The sequence below is a fragment of the Anaplasma marginale str. Florida genome (assembly GCF_000020305.1).
In the GTDB taxonomy this organism is placed as follows: domain Bacteria; phylum Pseudomonadota; class Alphaproteobacteria; order Rickettsiales; family Anaplasmataceae; genus Anaplasma; species Anaplasma marginale.
The window spans coordinates 1070773-1085387 of sequence record NC_012026.1 but is presented as its reverse complement, the minus strand read 5'-3'; the positions used below and the strand labels follow the sequence as shown (position 1 = coordinate 1085387).

The window sequence follows — 14615 nt, the reverse complement described above, 5'->3', positions numbered from 1 at the left end:
TTGTGAGGTAGAGTTGAACGCTGTTGCAACAATTTTTGCTGCTGTTGGCAGGTACTTTATCGGGTTGGTTGTACCAGTGGGCAGGATGTCGATTTTCTGTGCGAAATCTGTGGCACTTGGCGCTCTCCCCCCTTACTACTTCCCAATAGCAGCGAGGCAGTTTTTTGAGATGTGGTTCTTCTCTCTTCCTATTGTTGGGATGACCGCGCTGTTTACTGGAGGCGCGCTGGTGCTGCAAGATACTCTAGTGGGGGGCGGTAAGGTCGCAGCACACTTTATGGCTGGTATAGTAACCGTTGCGATAGTTCGGGAACTTGGGCCGGTGTTGATAGGGCTGATTGTTGCAGGAAGAGTTGGCGCTGCAGTTGCTGCAGAAATAGGGACAATGCGCATTACAGAACAGATTGATGCTCTGGATACTCTTGAAGCTGACCCCTTCCAGTATCTAGTGGCGCCCCGGGTTATCGCCCTCATGGTCGCGATGCCTGTGCTTATCATATACACAGATTTTTTGGGGATATTTGGTGGGTACGCTGTCGGCACATTGGGTCTGGGTTATAATCCAAACGAGTATATAGGGGGTGTCGCTGAATTTTTGCGCTTCAAGGATGTGACCGAGGGTTTAGTCAAGGCAGTGTCCTTCGGGTTTGTAATTGCGATGGTGGGGTGCTATAGCGGGTATTATTGCAGTGGGGGAGCCAGAGGAGTTGGTGCTGCAACTACCAACACAGTTGTTTCATCTTCCATGCTCATCGTACTGCTTAACTATGTAATTACGGTTTTTTACGCGTAGTGCCATGTATGCTGTATCCATATCTGATTTGCACATGACTTTCCGCGACAAAAAGGTGCTCCAGGGTGTTAACCTCAACATCCCGTGGGGGGAATCCCTGGTAATTCTGGGGGAATCCGGTAGCGGGAAGTCAGTACTGACTAAAATAGTGCTGGGGCTCATCACACCAACCGCCGGTAGTGTGACAATAGACGGAGTGGATGTGTCGCACCATCAGCAGAATACGAAGAAATTTAGCGTTCTATTCCAAAATTGTGCACTGTTTGACAGCCTTACCGTGTGGGAGAATGTGGTTTTTAATTTTCGCAGAAGGTTGGGCATTAGTGCGAACCAGGCCAAAGAGCTGGCACAGTGTGGGCTGGAAATGGTAGGTTTGGACTCTAGCGTCATGGATGTTTATCCCGTAGCTCTTTCTGGGGGTATGAAAAAAAGGGTCGCGCTTGCCCGTGCGATAATCGGGCGGCCGAAGATCTTGATTTTGGATGAGCCGACTTCCGGGCTCGACCCTATAATGTCTGATGTGGTGAGTGATATCATCATGCAATGCCACGCGGAGCTCAAGCTGACTGTCATCACCATAACGCACGATATTGATAGCGCGCTCAGGATAGCGGATAAAATTGCGGTGCTAAAAGACGGGAAGATTATTGCGTGCGAAGGGGTGAGTGACATACAAAACAGCACGGACCCGTACGTAGTGAAGTTCATGCGGCTTGCCTACTAATAGTACACATGCTTTTGTGCGGGTGGTAGGGTGTTTCGTGCACTCTCAGAATATTTCATTGGTGAACGTAACGTCCTGCGTAGTATACTCCCGCCTGTGCCCATGTGTTAACACGTTGGGTCGCTGTTGGCAATTGTGAGCCCTTTAATGTTGAATGCTGAAGACCTAGGTGGGCATGCACACGCCTTTGCACGTACATTGGCGGACATGCCTGTGGAGGAAATACTATCCCGCGATGGCAACGACAGCCCGCTTGCCATACTAATGGATGCCATGCTACCCAGCTCTCAGGAAAATGGGACGTTGAGCGATTTGTGGGCAATGTTCCGCTCAACAATAACTGGTGGTAGATATGGGGCGTCGAGGCCTGATAATACCGCCGGCCCCAGCGGTGCACGGGCACGCCGGCCAATACGGAGTTTACCTGCGAGAAGTATATCTGCTGGTGCTGATGATCCAGTATCGAGGAGAGATCGTCGCATTCCTGCAATTATTGAATGTGTTGGAATAATAGCAGACAAAATAGAACAAGCGCGCTTGGCATCCATGCAAAAGGGAAGAGTTACACATGCGGTGTTTGTTAGTAGCGTTGAGCGATTTTTACAACAGGAACACGTATGCATGCGCAGGTGCGATGACGGCTCTATGGAAGTTCATAGAAGCTTCACTTACATGCTGTGTCTGCAATATCTCATGCCAGGTAATGCGGAAGACAGACAGAATCTCATGTTCGAGCTTGTAAAGAAGTTTTTGATAGGCTTCTCAAGATATGCGTTGGATGCCCGCGGCGCGCGAGCCATTCATTACGCTTTGTCTTTGTGTGGCGGTAAGTACGAAAGGGAGTTCATGGTTCAGATCGTACGCCCATTGGTTGCACGGGAAGCCAGACGCTTCCGAACAGAATGTACCAGCGGTTCGTTTTTTGAAGCACTAAGGGACCAAGAAGGCAATGGGCCGCTACGTTATGCGCTGGGCTCGGTATACTGCTCTGAAAGTGCGGTAAGATACGCGCTCCTATACCTTGATCGCATCAGTACACCGAGAGACCCTTCGTTTCTGCAAGAATTTATTACTGGGATACCCTACTATGCACTTTTTTATTCTCTGAGCGAGGATTGTGAGAGATTCAAACTTGCGTTTATGCAGTCAAACGCAGAACTAAGAAATAGCATCGGTTGGTTACAAGGTAGGGTTGGTTCCCGTAACATAGACCTACACGAGGTAGCAAGAATTATACGGAGCCGCCTGGAGCATACAGATGGTATTGCTGAAAGAGCGAGAATTTTCAACACAAGATTTTGCAATGTATTGCACATGTTGTGTGCTCAGGATGACAGAATCCGCGGCAACAATGTGCTATTACGGCACGAGGAGTTTGCACCAATTCAGGAGTTTTTTGCTCGTTGTAGACAGAAGCTAAATCGCATACGCACTGAGTCAGATGTGGAATCTCGCCTCTTGGATGACGTAATACGCGGCCACCTGAGCGAGCTTTTTAGCTTTTGTGAAAACGGGCGCAACCGTATTGGTGCAAGAGCGGTGGTTGGCGAATTAGTGGAATATGTTCTTAGTGATAATGCCTATGTGAGGCGGGTTAGTATATGTGCGGACTACACGCGCAGGCTGCTCTGCCGCGACGAAGCGGGGAGCGATGCCAACGGGTGGGCGTATGACACGTACACCATGGTAGTGAATAGTTTTTTTGCTATGGTGTGCTCAGCGTGCAAGCTATCTTCAAGGTTTTTCCTCGAGCATGCAGAAGTATGTAGCGGTTTTTCAGAGGCGAGGCGTGTTTACGCTCGTGAGCACCGGATATTCAAAGCATTCTGCTATTTCTTCCCCAGTGCGGGAGGCGTAATATTGGTGTGCGCGCTCTCAGGGATTGTTGCCTGCAGCAAGGCCCCACTACACACCAAAATGTGGCAGATGTTTGGTATTGTGTGGGTCACATTCCTGGTATGCACGGCCTTATATACTTACTGTGCACTGGAAAAAGCGGAGATTGAGCGCAGGATGCTAGAACTTAGGCGCAGCTCTGAGGACTATATTCTTGGCGTAATACGGTGTGGGGAGAATACACTCAGAAATGCTCCAAGTGTACCACCAGTGCCGGCTGCTACCGGCACGCACTTACGTGCTGTTACATGTACACCCCCTTGGGAGCAAATTACCAGCGCTGAAAACGCAGCACGTGGCTTGCGGTGTTGATGGCCTGCAGTCTAGCGCATGTGCGTTTCACAGGCCATCACTACTGCCTAACGCTTTCAGGTAAAAATCTTCCGCTAAAATCGCCTCTGCAGGGCACTATTCAGTAGCGCACTAAGCTTGGATTTACATTGTGAATTGGGAAACGGCTCTAAAAATCTGTTAGCTGCATCTACATATTCCGCAGCAAATTTTGTGGCTTTTTGTACGATGTTTAGAGATGTGATGTAAGAATGCGCAGTTTCAATATCTGCGGTCCTGCCAGCTAGAGCGCCCCTCAACATTTCTTTCCCGGCCGAATCTGCCTCCTCGTATGCCATAATCAGTGGTAAAGTAACCTGGCCGTTGTTAAGGTCCTGACTGTGTGCCTTCCCCCACTGCTCATGCTGTGCCGTGTAATCGAGCAAGTCGTCCACTATTTGAAATGTTATACCGAAATTATGCCCAAAATCCCTCAACGCTTCCCGGTTGCCGTGTGGGCTTTCAGACAAAACACCCGCGGATTCGCAGGTTGCGGAGAACAAAGCAGCGGTTTTTGCGGATATTATTTCTATGTATTTCTCGCGCGTGATATCCAAATTTTTGCTATACACCATCTGTTGTATCTCCCCGGCAACTATTGTGCGGGATGCTCCGGAGAGCACGGTGAGAAGCTCAAAATTACCACATGACACTATCCACTGAAAAGCGGCAGCCAAGAGGAAATCTCCCACCAAAATGCTGGCCTTGTTTCCCCATAAGCTGTTCGATGTTTTTGCGCCACGGCGCAGTTCACTTTGGTCTACGACGTCATCATGCAATAAAGTTGCGCTGTGTATAAATTCTATTGCGGCAGCAATGCGGATTCTACGCTCATCTGCTAGTGCCAGCATCTTACATACAGCAAGCAGTAAAATCGGCCGTATACGCTTGCCCCCAGAGAGCATAAGATGGCTGACTATGTCGGCGATGTATGAGATGTCACTATTGCTTGTGTCGACTATGAGCTGCTCCATTGCCTGCAGGTCTTCTAGCACCAAGCTTTTGAGGTCAATCAACGCTCTGTTAAACGCATCTGACATACTTTCCCACTAACGATAAATGTAAATAATTGCTGCAAGGGATACCACGAATGAGACCATAGCAATAACCCACGCTCTAGTTACTATGGTAGCTTCTTTTAGGCCAGCCTTTTCAAAGTGGTGATGTATGGGCGCTACCAGAAAAATTTTGCGTCCCTTTGTGAGCTTACAATAAGCCACTTGTGCCATACTGGAAATAGCTTCTGCGACGAATATACAACCTGAGATTGCGTAGATAAATTCGCACTTTAGCATTACACTCATCAACCCCAGCGATGCTCCGAGCGACAGACTACCCAAGTCTCCCATAAATACCTGAGCTGGATGCGCGTTGAACCATAGAAAGCTTAGTGCACTTCCCACAAGCGCCGAACAAAATATTGGTATATTTGCGCCAACCACGCCAGGGGGCTCCGCACCAAATTGCAGTGATAAATGGCCTATAATTCCCAAAATTGCTGTGGAAGTGATAATCGGCAGGGTTGCAAGCCCGTCGAGCCCGTCCGTCAGGTTTACAGAATTTGATGACCCAACCACAACGATATATGCAAAGGGCATATATGCCCATCCCAGATCTATCAACCCCTTGGAAAATATGTGTGTGCTAGTAAAGCTATCGGAGGTGTACGAGAGGAAGATCAGTGCCGCAGATGCTATCAACAGCTGGGCAAATAACTTTGCTTCCAGGCTGATACCCTGCGGGTTCTGCCGAGTGAATTTCAAATAGTCATCCACTCCTCCAAGTATTGCGAAAGCAACCATGGTTGTCAGTATCACCCATATGTCGCGATCGTGTAGATCACCGAATATTGCTGTGGATAATATGCATGGCAAGAGTATGATGACGCCACCCATGGATGGTATGCCGCTTTTCTTTGCAAGATGTGCTGCGGGAAAACAACTGCGGACGGGATTCCTACCCTTTTGGATATTTTTCAGTGCAGCTATGGTGCGGGGCGCTATTACGAATCCTAGAATTGTTGAAAGCAAAAAACTGCAAAAATAGGGTTGGGCAACCTTCCCTATCGGGCTGAACACAGCGCCGCCCTCAAAGAGCGTAGTAGTTGCTAAACTCTACCGGGTGTGGATATGACCGCAGGTTGTCAACCTCTGATCTCTTGAGCTGGATGTAGGATTCTATCTGCTCGTTAGTGAAAACTTCGCCCTGTAGGAGAAAGTCCCGGTCTTTATCCAGAGATGTTAGCGCCTCTTCCAAAGAGGTGGGAACAGACAGCAAGTCACGCGTTTCTGACTCTTCCATGCTGTACAAACATTTGCCACTTACTTCATGAGGATGCACCTTGTGCTTAATGCCATCTAACCCCGCCATTAGCTGCGCGGCAAAACACAAGTACGGGTTCGCGAGCGGGTCCGGAAACCTGACCTCTATCCTCGTGGAGCCTCCGTCTGGTATACACGGTATGCGAATTGCTGCAGACCTGTTCTCGTGCGAATACACCAACCACGTAGGGGCTTCAAAATTCGGTAGAAGCCGTTTGTAGCTGTTAGTAGATGGATTCGCAAATGCACTCAAAGCCCTACCATGCTTTATTACACCACCTATGTAATGCAAACACAGCTCAGACAGCCCCCTATTGCTACCGGAAAATATGTTATTCCCGTCCTTCCACAGAGATTGATGGCAGTGCATACCGCTGCCATTATCTCCGCGCACGGGTTTCGGCATGAAAGTTACGCTTTTGCCGTAAGAACTTGCCACGTTTCGGAGCACATACTTACACTTCTGTACATTGTCTGCGCTCGTGACGAGCTCTGCGTACCGGAACCCAATTTCACACTGCGATGCTGCAACTTCATGGTGATGGAGCAACGGTGTGACCCCAACTTCAGACAACATGGCAAGCATTTCCGACCGTACATCGTGCAGAGAATCTACCGGTGCGAGCCGCATGTATCCGTCTTTTGCCTTCATGCGGTACCCATGGTTTGAAAAGCACCCTCGGGAACCAAGCCCCCCATCTTCCTGGCTGGCTAACTTAAAATATGTGTTATAAGGGTCCGTGCCAAAACGCACGTGGTCGAACACAAAAAACTCCAGTTCGGTGCCGAAAAAGCACTTATCTGCAATCTCGGATGACAGCATATACTCGTACGCCTTGCGTGCTGTATAGCGCGGGTCACGCTGATAATCGTTATGCCCATGTGGGTTTACGACGTTGCAAATTACCGCTAAGGACGGCTGGGGCGAAAACGGGTCTACAAACGCGGTGCTTACGTCTGGCACCAGCAACATGTCAGACTTTTCTATAGGTTGCCACCCGGGTACCGAAGAACTGTCAAATGCAATGCCAGAAGAAAAAACCTCAGCACTCAAGGAGGAAACGCTATATGTTGTATGATGCCACCTTCCAAGAAGGTCGGTAAACCGCCAGTCTATGAATTTGACCGAATTTTTTGCAATGTAGTCCAGCAAGTCCTCTGCGCGTAGGAACATAACGAAGATCCTGAAGATATTTAGTAAAAAGATCGAGTGGAGCGTAACAAATTTTCCGTGTCTTGGCAACAGGAACAGCCAGCACATATTGATTGTAAGTTGCGTGCTGCGAAATGTACGTCCAGAAGACCATTAAGACTTTTGACTTCTGCCGGCAAAGGCGTTACCATCGTGGTGTGGGTTTGCTGACTCTAAGTGTGCTTAGGTCCTGTAGCTCAGTGGTAGAGCAGGTGGCTTTTAATCACCGTGCCGCGCGTTCGATCCGCGCCGGGACCACTGCGTTCTGGCGTTGTTGGGGTGAACAAGCTCATGGAGTTCAAGTCTGGGTTTTTAAATACGCTGCAGGTTAGGGGGTATCTACACCAGTGCACAGATGATGTGGCACTTGATGAACTCATGGCGCTGCAGCCAATAACCGCGTACATAGGGTTCGACTGCACCGCGCGTAGTCTGCACATCGGAAGTCTAATGCAGATTATGGTAATGCGATACCTGCAAAAGTTCGGCCACAAGATAGTTGTGCTTTTGGGGGGAGGCACCACCAAGATTGGTGACCCTTCTGGTAAGGATAAAGCCAGGGCGATGCTTTCTGAAGCGGAAATTGCGGCCAATAAGGCTGGGATCCTGGCCACCATCAACAAATTTTTGAACCAGGGTGACGGCGTTGTTATAGCAGACAATGCTGAATGGCTTGGAGAAGTGCGGTACCTCGAGTTTTTGCGGGAGATTGGCAGCAAATTTTCCGTCAACGCTATGTTGGGCCTAGATAGCGTGCGCAGCCGCCTAGACCGGGACCAAAACCTGAGCTTCTTGGAATTTAGTTACGTTCTACTGCAATCATACGACTTTGTAGAACTGCATCGAAGGCACAAATGTGTGCTACAGATAGGTGGTGCTGACCAGTGGGGCAACATCGTGAATGGCATAGACCTAGGGCGCAAGCTGGGGCTGCCGCAACTCTATGGTTTGACCACCCAACTTTTGCTTACAAGCACTGGGGAGAAGATGGGTAAAACCGCCGATGGGGCGGTATGGCTTGACGCCGAAATGTTTGATCCCGGAAATTACTGGCAGTACTTTCGCAATGTTCCAGATGTGGAAGTCGGCCGCCTACTGCGGCTTTTTACTGAGCTGCCGATGAATGAAATTGCCGAGTTAGAAAACCTGCAGGGTGAAGCAATAAACGAGGCAAAAAAGGTTCTGGCCACTGAGGCTACCGCAATATGTCATGGTAAATCCGCTGCGCTTGCGGCTGAGAACGCGGCTCTACAGGTTTTTGAGCACAATGACGATGCGGGGTTGCCTCACTTCCCCCTGCACAAGAGCCTTATAGCTCAGGGTATATCGGTGGCCAAGCTCCTGCAACTGGCGGGACTGGAAGAGAGTATCAGCGCTGGAAGGAGGCTCATCAAGGGTAGGGGATGTAAAATCAATGGAATGGTAGTCGAAGATGCTGACCATGCGCTGACTCACGCAGACTTTGCGCGCAACAGTGGGTACATAACGGTGTTTTGTGGCAAGAAGCGACGCATCAAGGTGGTTGTGGAAGATTAGAATATGCGGGCTGTTGTACGACAAAATCATAGCCGAGCTGCCGCAGACCGGTCTCCGAACTGCGGACGCGGAGTTGCGGCCATGCCCAGGTGCGTTGCATTGCGTTGGTGGCGTTCACGCAATGGGGGATATGGTGTTTGTGGTAAAAAACAGTGCTTAGTGTTATGCTGTGGCAAAATGTGGGTTGTTTCCTATGATGGATTACGAGAAAGTATTTCTTGAGAAGATACAAGCTATCAAGGAAGAAGGTAGATACAGGGAGTTTACCGGGTTTCGTCGCATTCCAGGAAAGTTCCCATACGCTATTGAATGCCAAACAGAGAAAGTTATCACGCTCTGGTGCAGCAATGACTATTTAGGTATGAGTCAAAACGAACATGTACTCTCCGCTGCGCGTGATGTGAGCGTCAATGTTGGGGCTGGGGGGACCAGAAACATTTCTGGTACCACCAAAGAAGTCATAGAACTAGAACGCTCTCTGGCGGATCTGCACAACAAGCCTGCAGCTCTCGCATTTGTTTGTGGATATGTTGCCAACCAGACTAGCATCAGCACAATTTTGTCGATGATTCCAGACATAGTCGTGTTTTCCGATGCGAAAAATCACTCATCCATGATTGAGGGTATTCGCGCAAGCAACAGGGAGAGACACATCTTCAGACACAATGATGTAGAGCACCTCGAAAGCCTGTTAGAGGCAGCTGGCCCCGGCCCTAAAATCATATTGTTCGAGTCTCTATACTCCATGGATGGGGACATTGCCCCGATCCGGGAGATTTGTGACCTGGCTGATAAGTACAATGCAATCACATATTTGGATGAAGTGCATGCAGTTGGCATGTACGGGGCCCGCGGTGGCGGAATATCAGAACGTGAAGGTTTGGTTGATAGGATCTCAGTAATTCAAGGCACATTGTCCAAGGCTTTTGGAGTCATGGGTGGGTACATAGCGGCCTCAAAGGGGTTGGTGGACGTAGTGAGAAGTTTTGCGCCGGGCTTTATCTTCACGACTGCGATTTCCCCATTGATTGCCGCGTCTGCCAGGGCTAGCGTTGAGCACCTGAAGGTGAGTAACGTGGAACGAGAAAAGCATAGACAAGTTGTGCAGAAGGTCAAAAATGCCATGCTGAATGCGGGCATAGAGTTTGTCATGACTGAAACCCACATAATACCAATAATAGTTGGTGATGCAGAAATCTGCAGGGAAATCTCTGGGGCGCTGCTGCGTGACCATGGTATCTACATTCAGTCAATCAACTACCCAACCGTGCCACACGGTACGGAGCGACTTAGAATTACGCCCACTCCGTTTCACACGGATGACATGATAGAAAAGCTGATTGATGGGCTATTGCAGGTGCTGCAGCGGTTTTCTGTGTCGCTAGTTAAAAGTTGTGTATAGCCTTAGCGCTCTTCTACTTGCCATGCGTTTACGAAGCGGGTGACACCACTTTTTGGGGAAAAACAATAGACCTCGAAGCTGATTTGATGCTCACTGAACTGCGGGTTGCGCGAGAGGAAATATTGCGCTGTTCTCACGACGGACCGGCGCTGCTTTTTTGTGACTGGCACCTCGTGAAAGCGTGAGGTCATGCTGGTTTTTACCTCAATAAAGTGAAGTTCCCGCCCGTTTTGCACTATAAGATCAATCTCCCCCAAAGGGGACCGGTATCTGTGATGCAGCACCTTGTGTAGCCGGGCTTTGCGCAGCAACAACACTACTAGCTCTCCGGCATAACCCACCAAACTTCGCACTTTTGATGCCCTGCTTTTTGACGTGCACACAGGCCTGGTAGAATCAACTTTTGTACGTGCAGTTTATATCGGCGCAGTCGATATTTTGCAAGAGCAACTTGGTTTAGTTTTGCACTATTTCCCTTGAACCCACGGCTGAAATGACATAAACTTGGCCACTCGAGCGTTCGCTGTATTGGCTATGGTCTTGCGTATTGTTCCTGATGGCGTCAACTTCAATTTCATAAAGCATAGAAAGCTTGCCCTACTTATAAGCCTTGTGTTGCTGCTGGGTTCGGCATTGCTCATTGCGCTCAAGGGCGTAACATTGGGGGCTGACTTTACTGGTGGCATGGTTGCCAATTTTTCTCTGGATGATGGGCATTCTACCGTAGAACAAGTGCGTGCTGCACTATCTGACGCAGGGCTCAGCGGGCTCTCAGTACAGGGTTTTGGGGATAGCGGCCAAGAATTTATGGTTGTCTTCCGTGGCACTGCTGGCCCTGGCGGCTCTGATGAACTGCAACGCATAAAAGACGCCATAAACGGCATTGGCGCCATAACATACAAGCGGCTAGACTACGTAGGCGCACAGGTTGGTGTTGCCCAGGTGACCAGGGGGGTGATAGCGGTACTGTGCTCATTAGTGGGGATGTTTTTATACCTGTGCTGCAGGTTTAAATTGCAATTCGCGGTTGGAGGAGTTCTGGCGCTAGTGCATGATGTTGCAATAACAATGGGCATGGTAAGCGCCACGGGCATTGAGTTTGGTCTTCCAGCAACGGCTGGAGTTTTGATGATTATTGGCTACTCGGTCAATGATTCTGTAGTCATATATGACAGAATTAGAGAGCTGGCGCGCGGTGAGAGCGTGCATGGCAAAGACGTGGGTGGTATAATCAATGCGGGGATAAACTCGACGCTATCCAGAACTTTACTCACATCTGGCACCACACTACTTGCCGCAGTACCTTTGATATTATTATGCGAGGGCGCGGTACACGATTTGGGTGTGATCGTATTCTTCGGTGTTATTGTGGGCACGTATTCGTCCATTTTTATATCCACTGTTCCCTTTGTGAGTGGTGCACAGAAGGTTCTAAAACGCAAAAATGAAGAGAACCCTACATAGGATCTGGGCCCTACTTAGCGCATCGCAGGACCGAAATGTAAAAAAAGTCTATAGCCGCAGGATTGTACTTCTGGCCACACTGCAGGCGTTAGCGGTGTCTGTGCTGACATTCAGAGTGTACCACCTGCAGGTACGGTGCGGGAAGAGGTATAGTATACTGTCTGATAACAATAGGATAAGAAAATTGCTCATTCCGCCCATGCGTGGCAAAATCCTTGATAGAGCGGGAATAGAGCTTGCAACATGTAGGCCGGCGTACAGGGTTTTTTGTGTTTTGCGACACGTAAAGAATATTGATGAGCTGCTTAGTACGTTGGTTCAAATTACCAAGCAGCCGATATTAGAGGGCGCGATCGAGCGTATCAGGTCCAAAAAGTTTGAAACTGTTACACTGTATGACGACATAAGCTGGAAGCAACTTTCAGATATCGAGTTCAATATATACAAGTTGCCAAACATCTATATATCGCCGTTCCATAGACGACACTACCCATTTGGTGCAAGCTGTGCTCACCTCATAGGGTATACCAGGCCATGGTCGGGTGGTAAAAGTAGCGAATTGTTACCGGAAAAGCGCGAAGGAATCACTGGGGCGGAGTACGTGTATGATGGCATTCTCAAAGGCACTCCGGGAATTGCGGAACACGAAATTGACGCTCGGAGCAGGAAAGTAAAAGAATTGCTGCTACTACGCTGCCTACCTGGGAGTGATGTAACCCTTACCGTAGATGCGTCGCTACAACAAGCTGTGTTTGAGATAATGGGGGGCGACAGAGGAGCGGTTGTGGTGTTAGATGTACTAAGCGGTGATATACTAGCACTGTGTAGCTCTCCGTCGTACGACAATAACCTCTTCGTCAATGGGTTGTCCCGCCACACTTGGGAGTCAATGAACGACTCCACCGAACTACCACTGATTAACCGTGCTATCGCTCTACAGACCGAGCCCGCCTCTACCTTTAAGATAATTGCTGCGTTGGCTGCCTTACGTAGTGGCGCTATAGACGCGGACCAGCGGTTTTTATGCTCGGGTAGCGTGCTAGTGGGGGGTAGAAAATTTCACTGCTGGAACAGAAATGGGCACGGATTGATAAGTTTGGAGCAAGCAATCACATGTTCTTGTAACTGCTATTTCTACAATGTTGGGCGCCTGGTTGACATAGATGAAATTGTCGGCGTCGCCCAAGAGTTTGGATTTGCGGAACAGTGCAATACCAATCTGCCTGGAGAAGCTGTAGGAATCTTGCCAAACCAGGTGTGGCGCGCTGAAAATCTCGATGGCTGGAGATTAGGAGACACACTTAATATCACAATCGGACATGGCTATCTACTGGCAACCCCTATGCAGCTTGCTGTATTTATAGCCAGGGTGGCAAGCGGGATGAGAGTGTTACCAAGATTACACGTGGATGCTGGGCAAGTTCCAGCTCAATTTCCTCCCATAGAGGCGGATTTTGCTCATATGGAGTGCGTGCGCCACGCTATGTTTAAGGTGGTAAACACCCCCGGGGGCACAGCGTTTAAGCATTTTTCGCGTGATGCCCCTCCCAAATCTGTAAAAGTTGCAGGGAAAACCGGTACCGTTCAGGTTTTTGGTGCGGGAGGGCGCCGCAGCAATAATGGTATATTTGTGGGATATGCGCCATACTCATCTCCAAAATATGCAATAGCCGCGTTTACTGAGTCTAGTAGTTCAAGCAATTCTGTCAAAATAGCACGGAGAGTTTTTGGCTACATGGAGGAACAAGGCCTATTTGCGCAAGAAGACGCAACGCTAGTTAACTAGGTTGTTGTGGCACCGTGTGTAGCCCAACAAGCGGTCCACCCCATGCAAGCACAACCCCGCAGGTATAACAGACAGGTTGAAATTGACACGCACGCAGCGCGTCTAATTGGCTGGCGGCAAGCACTGAAAACACTCTGCGCTAACTGCCACTCGCGCAGCGCCTATGTGTGCTTAAAGCGAGGCCGGGACCGGAATCGAACCGATATAAAAGGATTTGCAGTCCTCTGCATAAACCATTCTGCCACCCAGCCACCTAGCTGTAAATCTCCGCAATGCTACGCATCAACGACGCAGCATCTCTTTCTGTTCTTTGAAAAGAGTTCCTGCCTATTATGGAGCCGTCTCCGCCTCCGGCCCTAACGGCCTCGACTTCCTTAAGCAACTCATCATCGCTCTTCGCGCTACCACCCGAGAATACTACCATTCTCCTACCGGCGAAGCAAGCCCTCTTGACATAAGCAACTCTCTGCGCAAGCGACAGTATGTCACAATTTATGCTATCGCGCTCAATGTGGTTTGTAGGTAGTTTCACCTTGATAATATTTGCCCCTATGGACGCCGCGATGTGCGCAGCATATGACACAATGTCTATAGCGGTCTCCCCCTTCTTAGACAGGTCTCCACCACGTGGATATGACCATACTACCACTGCGAGCCCGCAAGATTTGGCTTCTCTAATCAATTCCCTGGCCTCACCCACCATAGACAAAAATGACTCTGACCCAGGGTAGATAGTGAGCCCTACAGCGACGCACCCCAAACGTAGGGCATCTTTCACTGAGGCCGTGACCGTTTGGTTCGGTGGGGACCCCTTGGGAAATAATGCAGTAGAGCTGTTGAGCTTGAGTATTAAAGGAAGCATGCCCGCATAGGCGCAGGCCCCGCACTCCAGCATCCCCAAGGGAGCCGCGTATGCGCTAAACCCGCAATTGAGGGCAAGCCTGAAGTGATAGTGCGGATCACACGCGTCAGGATTGGCTTCGAAACTCCTAACAGGGCCGTGCTCAAACCCCTGGTCTACGGGTAGTATGAGCAGCCTACCAGTGTTTGCGAGCCTTCCATGCAGCAACATCCTAGCAAGATTTGTAAGAACTCCAGGGTTCTCGCCATCATAACAACTGAGGATATGTCTGACTTGCTCGCTAAAACTCATGATGCCACCAAAACCGCA

The 14615-nt window shown here is 49.5% G+C and carries 12 protein-coding genes and 2 tRNA genes; 8 read left to right on the top strand and 6 right to left on the bottom strand.

The features are described from left to right. The first annotated feature begins 13 nt into the window (after positions 1-13). The 3 genes from AMF_RS09555 (at position 14) to AMF_RS09545 (ending at position 3725) form a co-directional block, all read left to right on the top strand. Complete coding sequence (locus AMF_RS09555) at positions 14-793, top strand: MlaE family ABC transporter permease (RefSeq protein WP_010266282.1); 780 nt, start codon at positions 14-16, stop codon at positions 791-793. A 4-nt stretch (positions 794-797) separates the two neighbouring features. Then, complete coding sequence (locus AMF_RS09550) at positions 798-1517, top strand: ABC transporter ATP-binding protein (protein WP_010266279.1); 720 nt, start codon at positions 798-800, stop codon at positions 1515-1517. A gap of 135 nt (positions 1518-1652) precedes the next feature. Then, a complete protein-coding gene (locus tag AMF_RS09545; RefSeq protein WP_223822670.1) occupies positions 1653-3725 on the top strand; it encodes a hypothetical protein in 2073 nt (690 codons plus the stop codon). Between the two features lie 74 nt (positions 3726-3799). On the opposite strand, the gene AMF_RS09540 is transcribed toward AMF_RS09545, so the two are convergent. Genes AMF_RS09540 through glnA form a run of 3 tightly spaced genes read right to left on the bottom strand, consistent with a single transcriptional unit; the run spans position 3800 to position 7238 of the window. After that, positions 3800-4783, bottom strand: coding sequence for a polyprenyl synthetase family protein (locus AMF_RS09540; RefSeq protein WP_010268795.1), 984 nt, complete (start codon positions 4781-4783; stop codon positions 3800-3802). Between the two features lie 9 nt (positions 4784-4792). After that, on the bottom strand, positions 4793-5773 hold the full coding sequence (gene mraY, locus AMF_RS09535) for a phospho-N-acetylmuramoyl-pentapeptide-transferase (RefSeq protein WP_241759925.1): 981 nt from the start codon (positions 5771-5773) through the stop codon (positions 4793-4795). Positions 5774-5831: 58 nt separating this feature from the next. Then, on the bottom strand, positions 5832-7238 hold the full coding sequence (glnA, locus tag AMF_RS09530) for a type I glutamate--ammonia ligase (RefSeq protein ID WP_010266269.1): 1407 nt from the start codon (positions 7236-7238) through the stop codon (positions 5832-5834). Between the two features lie 204 nt (positions 7239-7442). On the opposite strand from glnA, the gene AMF_RS09525 reads away from it, so the two are divergent. The 3 genes from AMF_RS09525 (at position 7443) to hemA (ending at position 10194) form a co-directional block, all read left to right on the top strand. Further along, a tRNA-Lys gene (locus tag AMF_RS09525) sits at positions 7443-7514 on the top strand. Between the two features lie 33 nt (positions 7515-7547). Beyond that, positions 7548-8792, top strand: a complete 1245-nt coding sequence (tyrS, locus tag AMF_RS09520; protein WP_010268783.1) for a tyrosine--tRNA ligase — start codon at positions 7548-7550, stop codon at positions 8790-8792. Positions 8793-8985: 193 nt separating this feature from the next. After that, complete coding sequence (gene hemA, locus AMF_RS09515; protein ID WP_010268779.1) at positions 8986-10194, top strand: 5-aminolevulinate synthase; 1209 nt, start codon at positions 8986-8988, stop codon at positions 10192-10194. A gap of 2 nt (positions 10195-10196) precedes the next feature. Here the strand turns inward: hemA and AMF_RS09510 are convergent, their stop codons facing one another. Beyond that, positions 10197-10547 (bottom strand): YraN family protein, encoded by a 351-nt coding sequence (locus AMF_RS09510; protein ID WP_225307924.1) that lies wholly within the window; start codon positions 10545-10547, stop codon positions 10197-10199. 181 nt (positions 10548-10728) lie between these two features. On the opposite strand from AMF_RS09510, the gene secF reads away from it, so the two are divergent. After that, complete coding sequence (gene secF / locus AMF_RS09505) at positions 10729-11658, top strand: protein translocase subunit SecF (RefSeq protein WP_010266264.1); 930 nt, start codon at positions 10729-10731, stop codon at positions 11656-11658. Further along, positions 11639-13444 (top strand): penicillin-binding protein 2, encoded by a 1806-nt coding sequence (mrdA, locus tag AMF_RS09500; RefSeq protein ID WP_010266262.1) that lies wholly within the window; start codon positions 11639-11641, stop codon positions 13442-13444. The genes secF and mrdA overlap by 20 nt, the downstream gene beginning before the upstream one ends. A 179-nt stretch (positions 13445-13623) precedes the next feature. On the opposite strand, the gene AMF_RS09495 is transcribed toward mrdA, so the two are convergent. Together AMF_RS09495 and AMF_RS09490 are read right to left on the bottom strand one after the other, a co-directional pair. Beyond that, positions 13624-13695, bottom strand: a tRNA-Cys gene (locus tag AMF_RS09495). A gap of 2 nt (positions 13696-13697) precedes the next feature. Further along, positions 13698-14597, bottom strand: a complete 900-nt coding sequence (locus AMF_RS09490; RefSeq protein WP_010268772.1) for a class I fructose-bisphosphate aldolase — start codon at positions 14595-14597, stop codon at positions 13698-13700. Positions 14598-14615: the final 18 nt, after the last annotated feature.

Excerpts from the sequence above, each read along its gene's own strand:
- AMF_RS09550 (WP_010266279.1), top strand. The coding sequence starts at position 798 with ATGTATGCTGTATCCATATCTGATTTGCACATGACTTTCCGCGACAAA.
- AMF_RS09540 (WP_010268795.1), bottom strand. The coding sequence starts at position 4,783 with ATGTCAGATGCGTTTAACAGAGCGTTGATTGACCTCAAAAGCTTGGTG.
- glnA (WP_010266269.1), bottom strand. The coding sequence starts at position 7,238 with ATGTTCCTACGCGCAGAGGACTTGCTGGACTACATTGCAAAAAATTCG.
- tyrS (WP_010268783.1), top strand. The coding sequence starts at position 7,548 with ATGGAGTTCAAGTCTGGGTTTTTAAATACGCTGCAGGTTAGGGGGTAT.
- hemA (WP_010268779.1), top strand. The coding sequence starts at position 8,986 with ATGATGGATTACGAGAAAGTATTTCTTGAGAAGATACAAGCTATCAAG.
- secF (WP_010266264.1), top strand. The coding sequence starts at position 10,729 with ATGGTCTTGCGTATTGTTCCTGATGGCGTCAACTTCAATTTCATAAAG.
- mrdA (WP_010266262.1), top strand. The coding sequence starts at position 11,639 with ATGAAGAGAACCCTACATAGGATCTGGGCCCTACTTAGCGCATCGCAG.
- AMF_RS09490 (WP_010268772.1), bottom strand. The coding sequence starts at position 14,597 with ATGAGTTTTAGCGAGCAAGTCAGACATATCCTCAGTTGTTATGATGGC.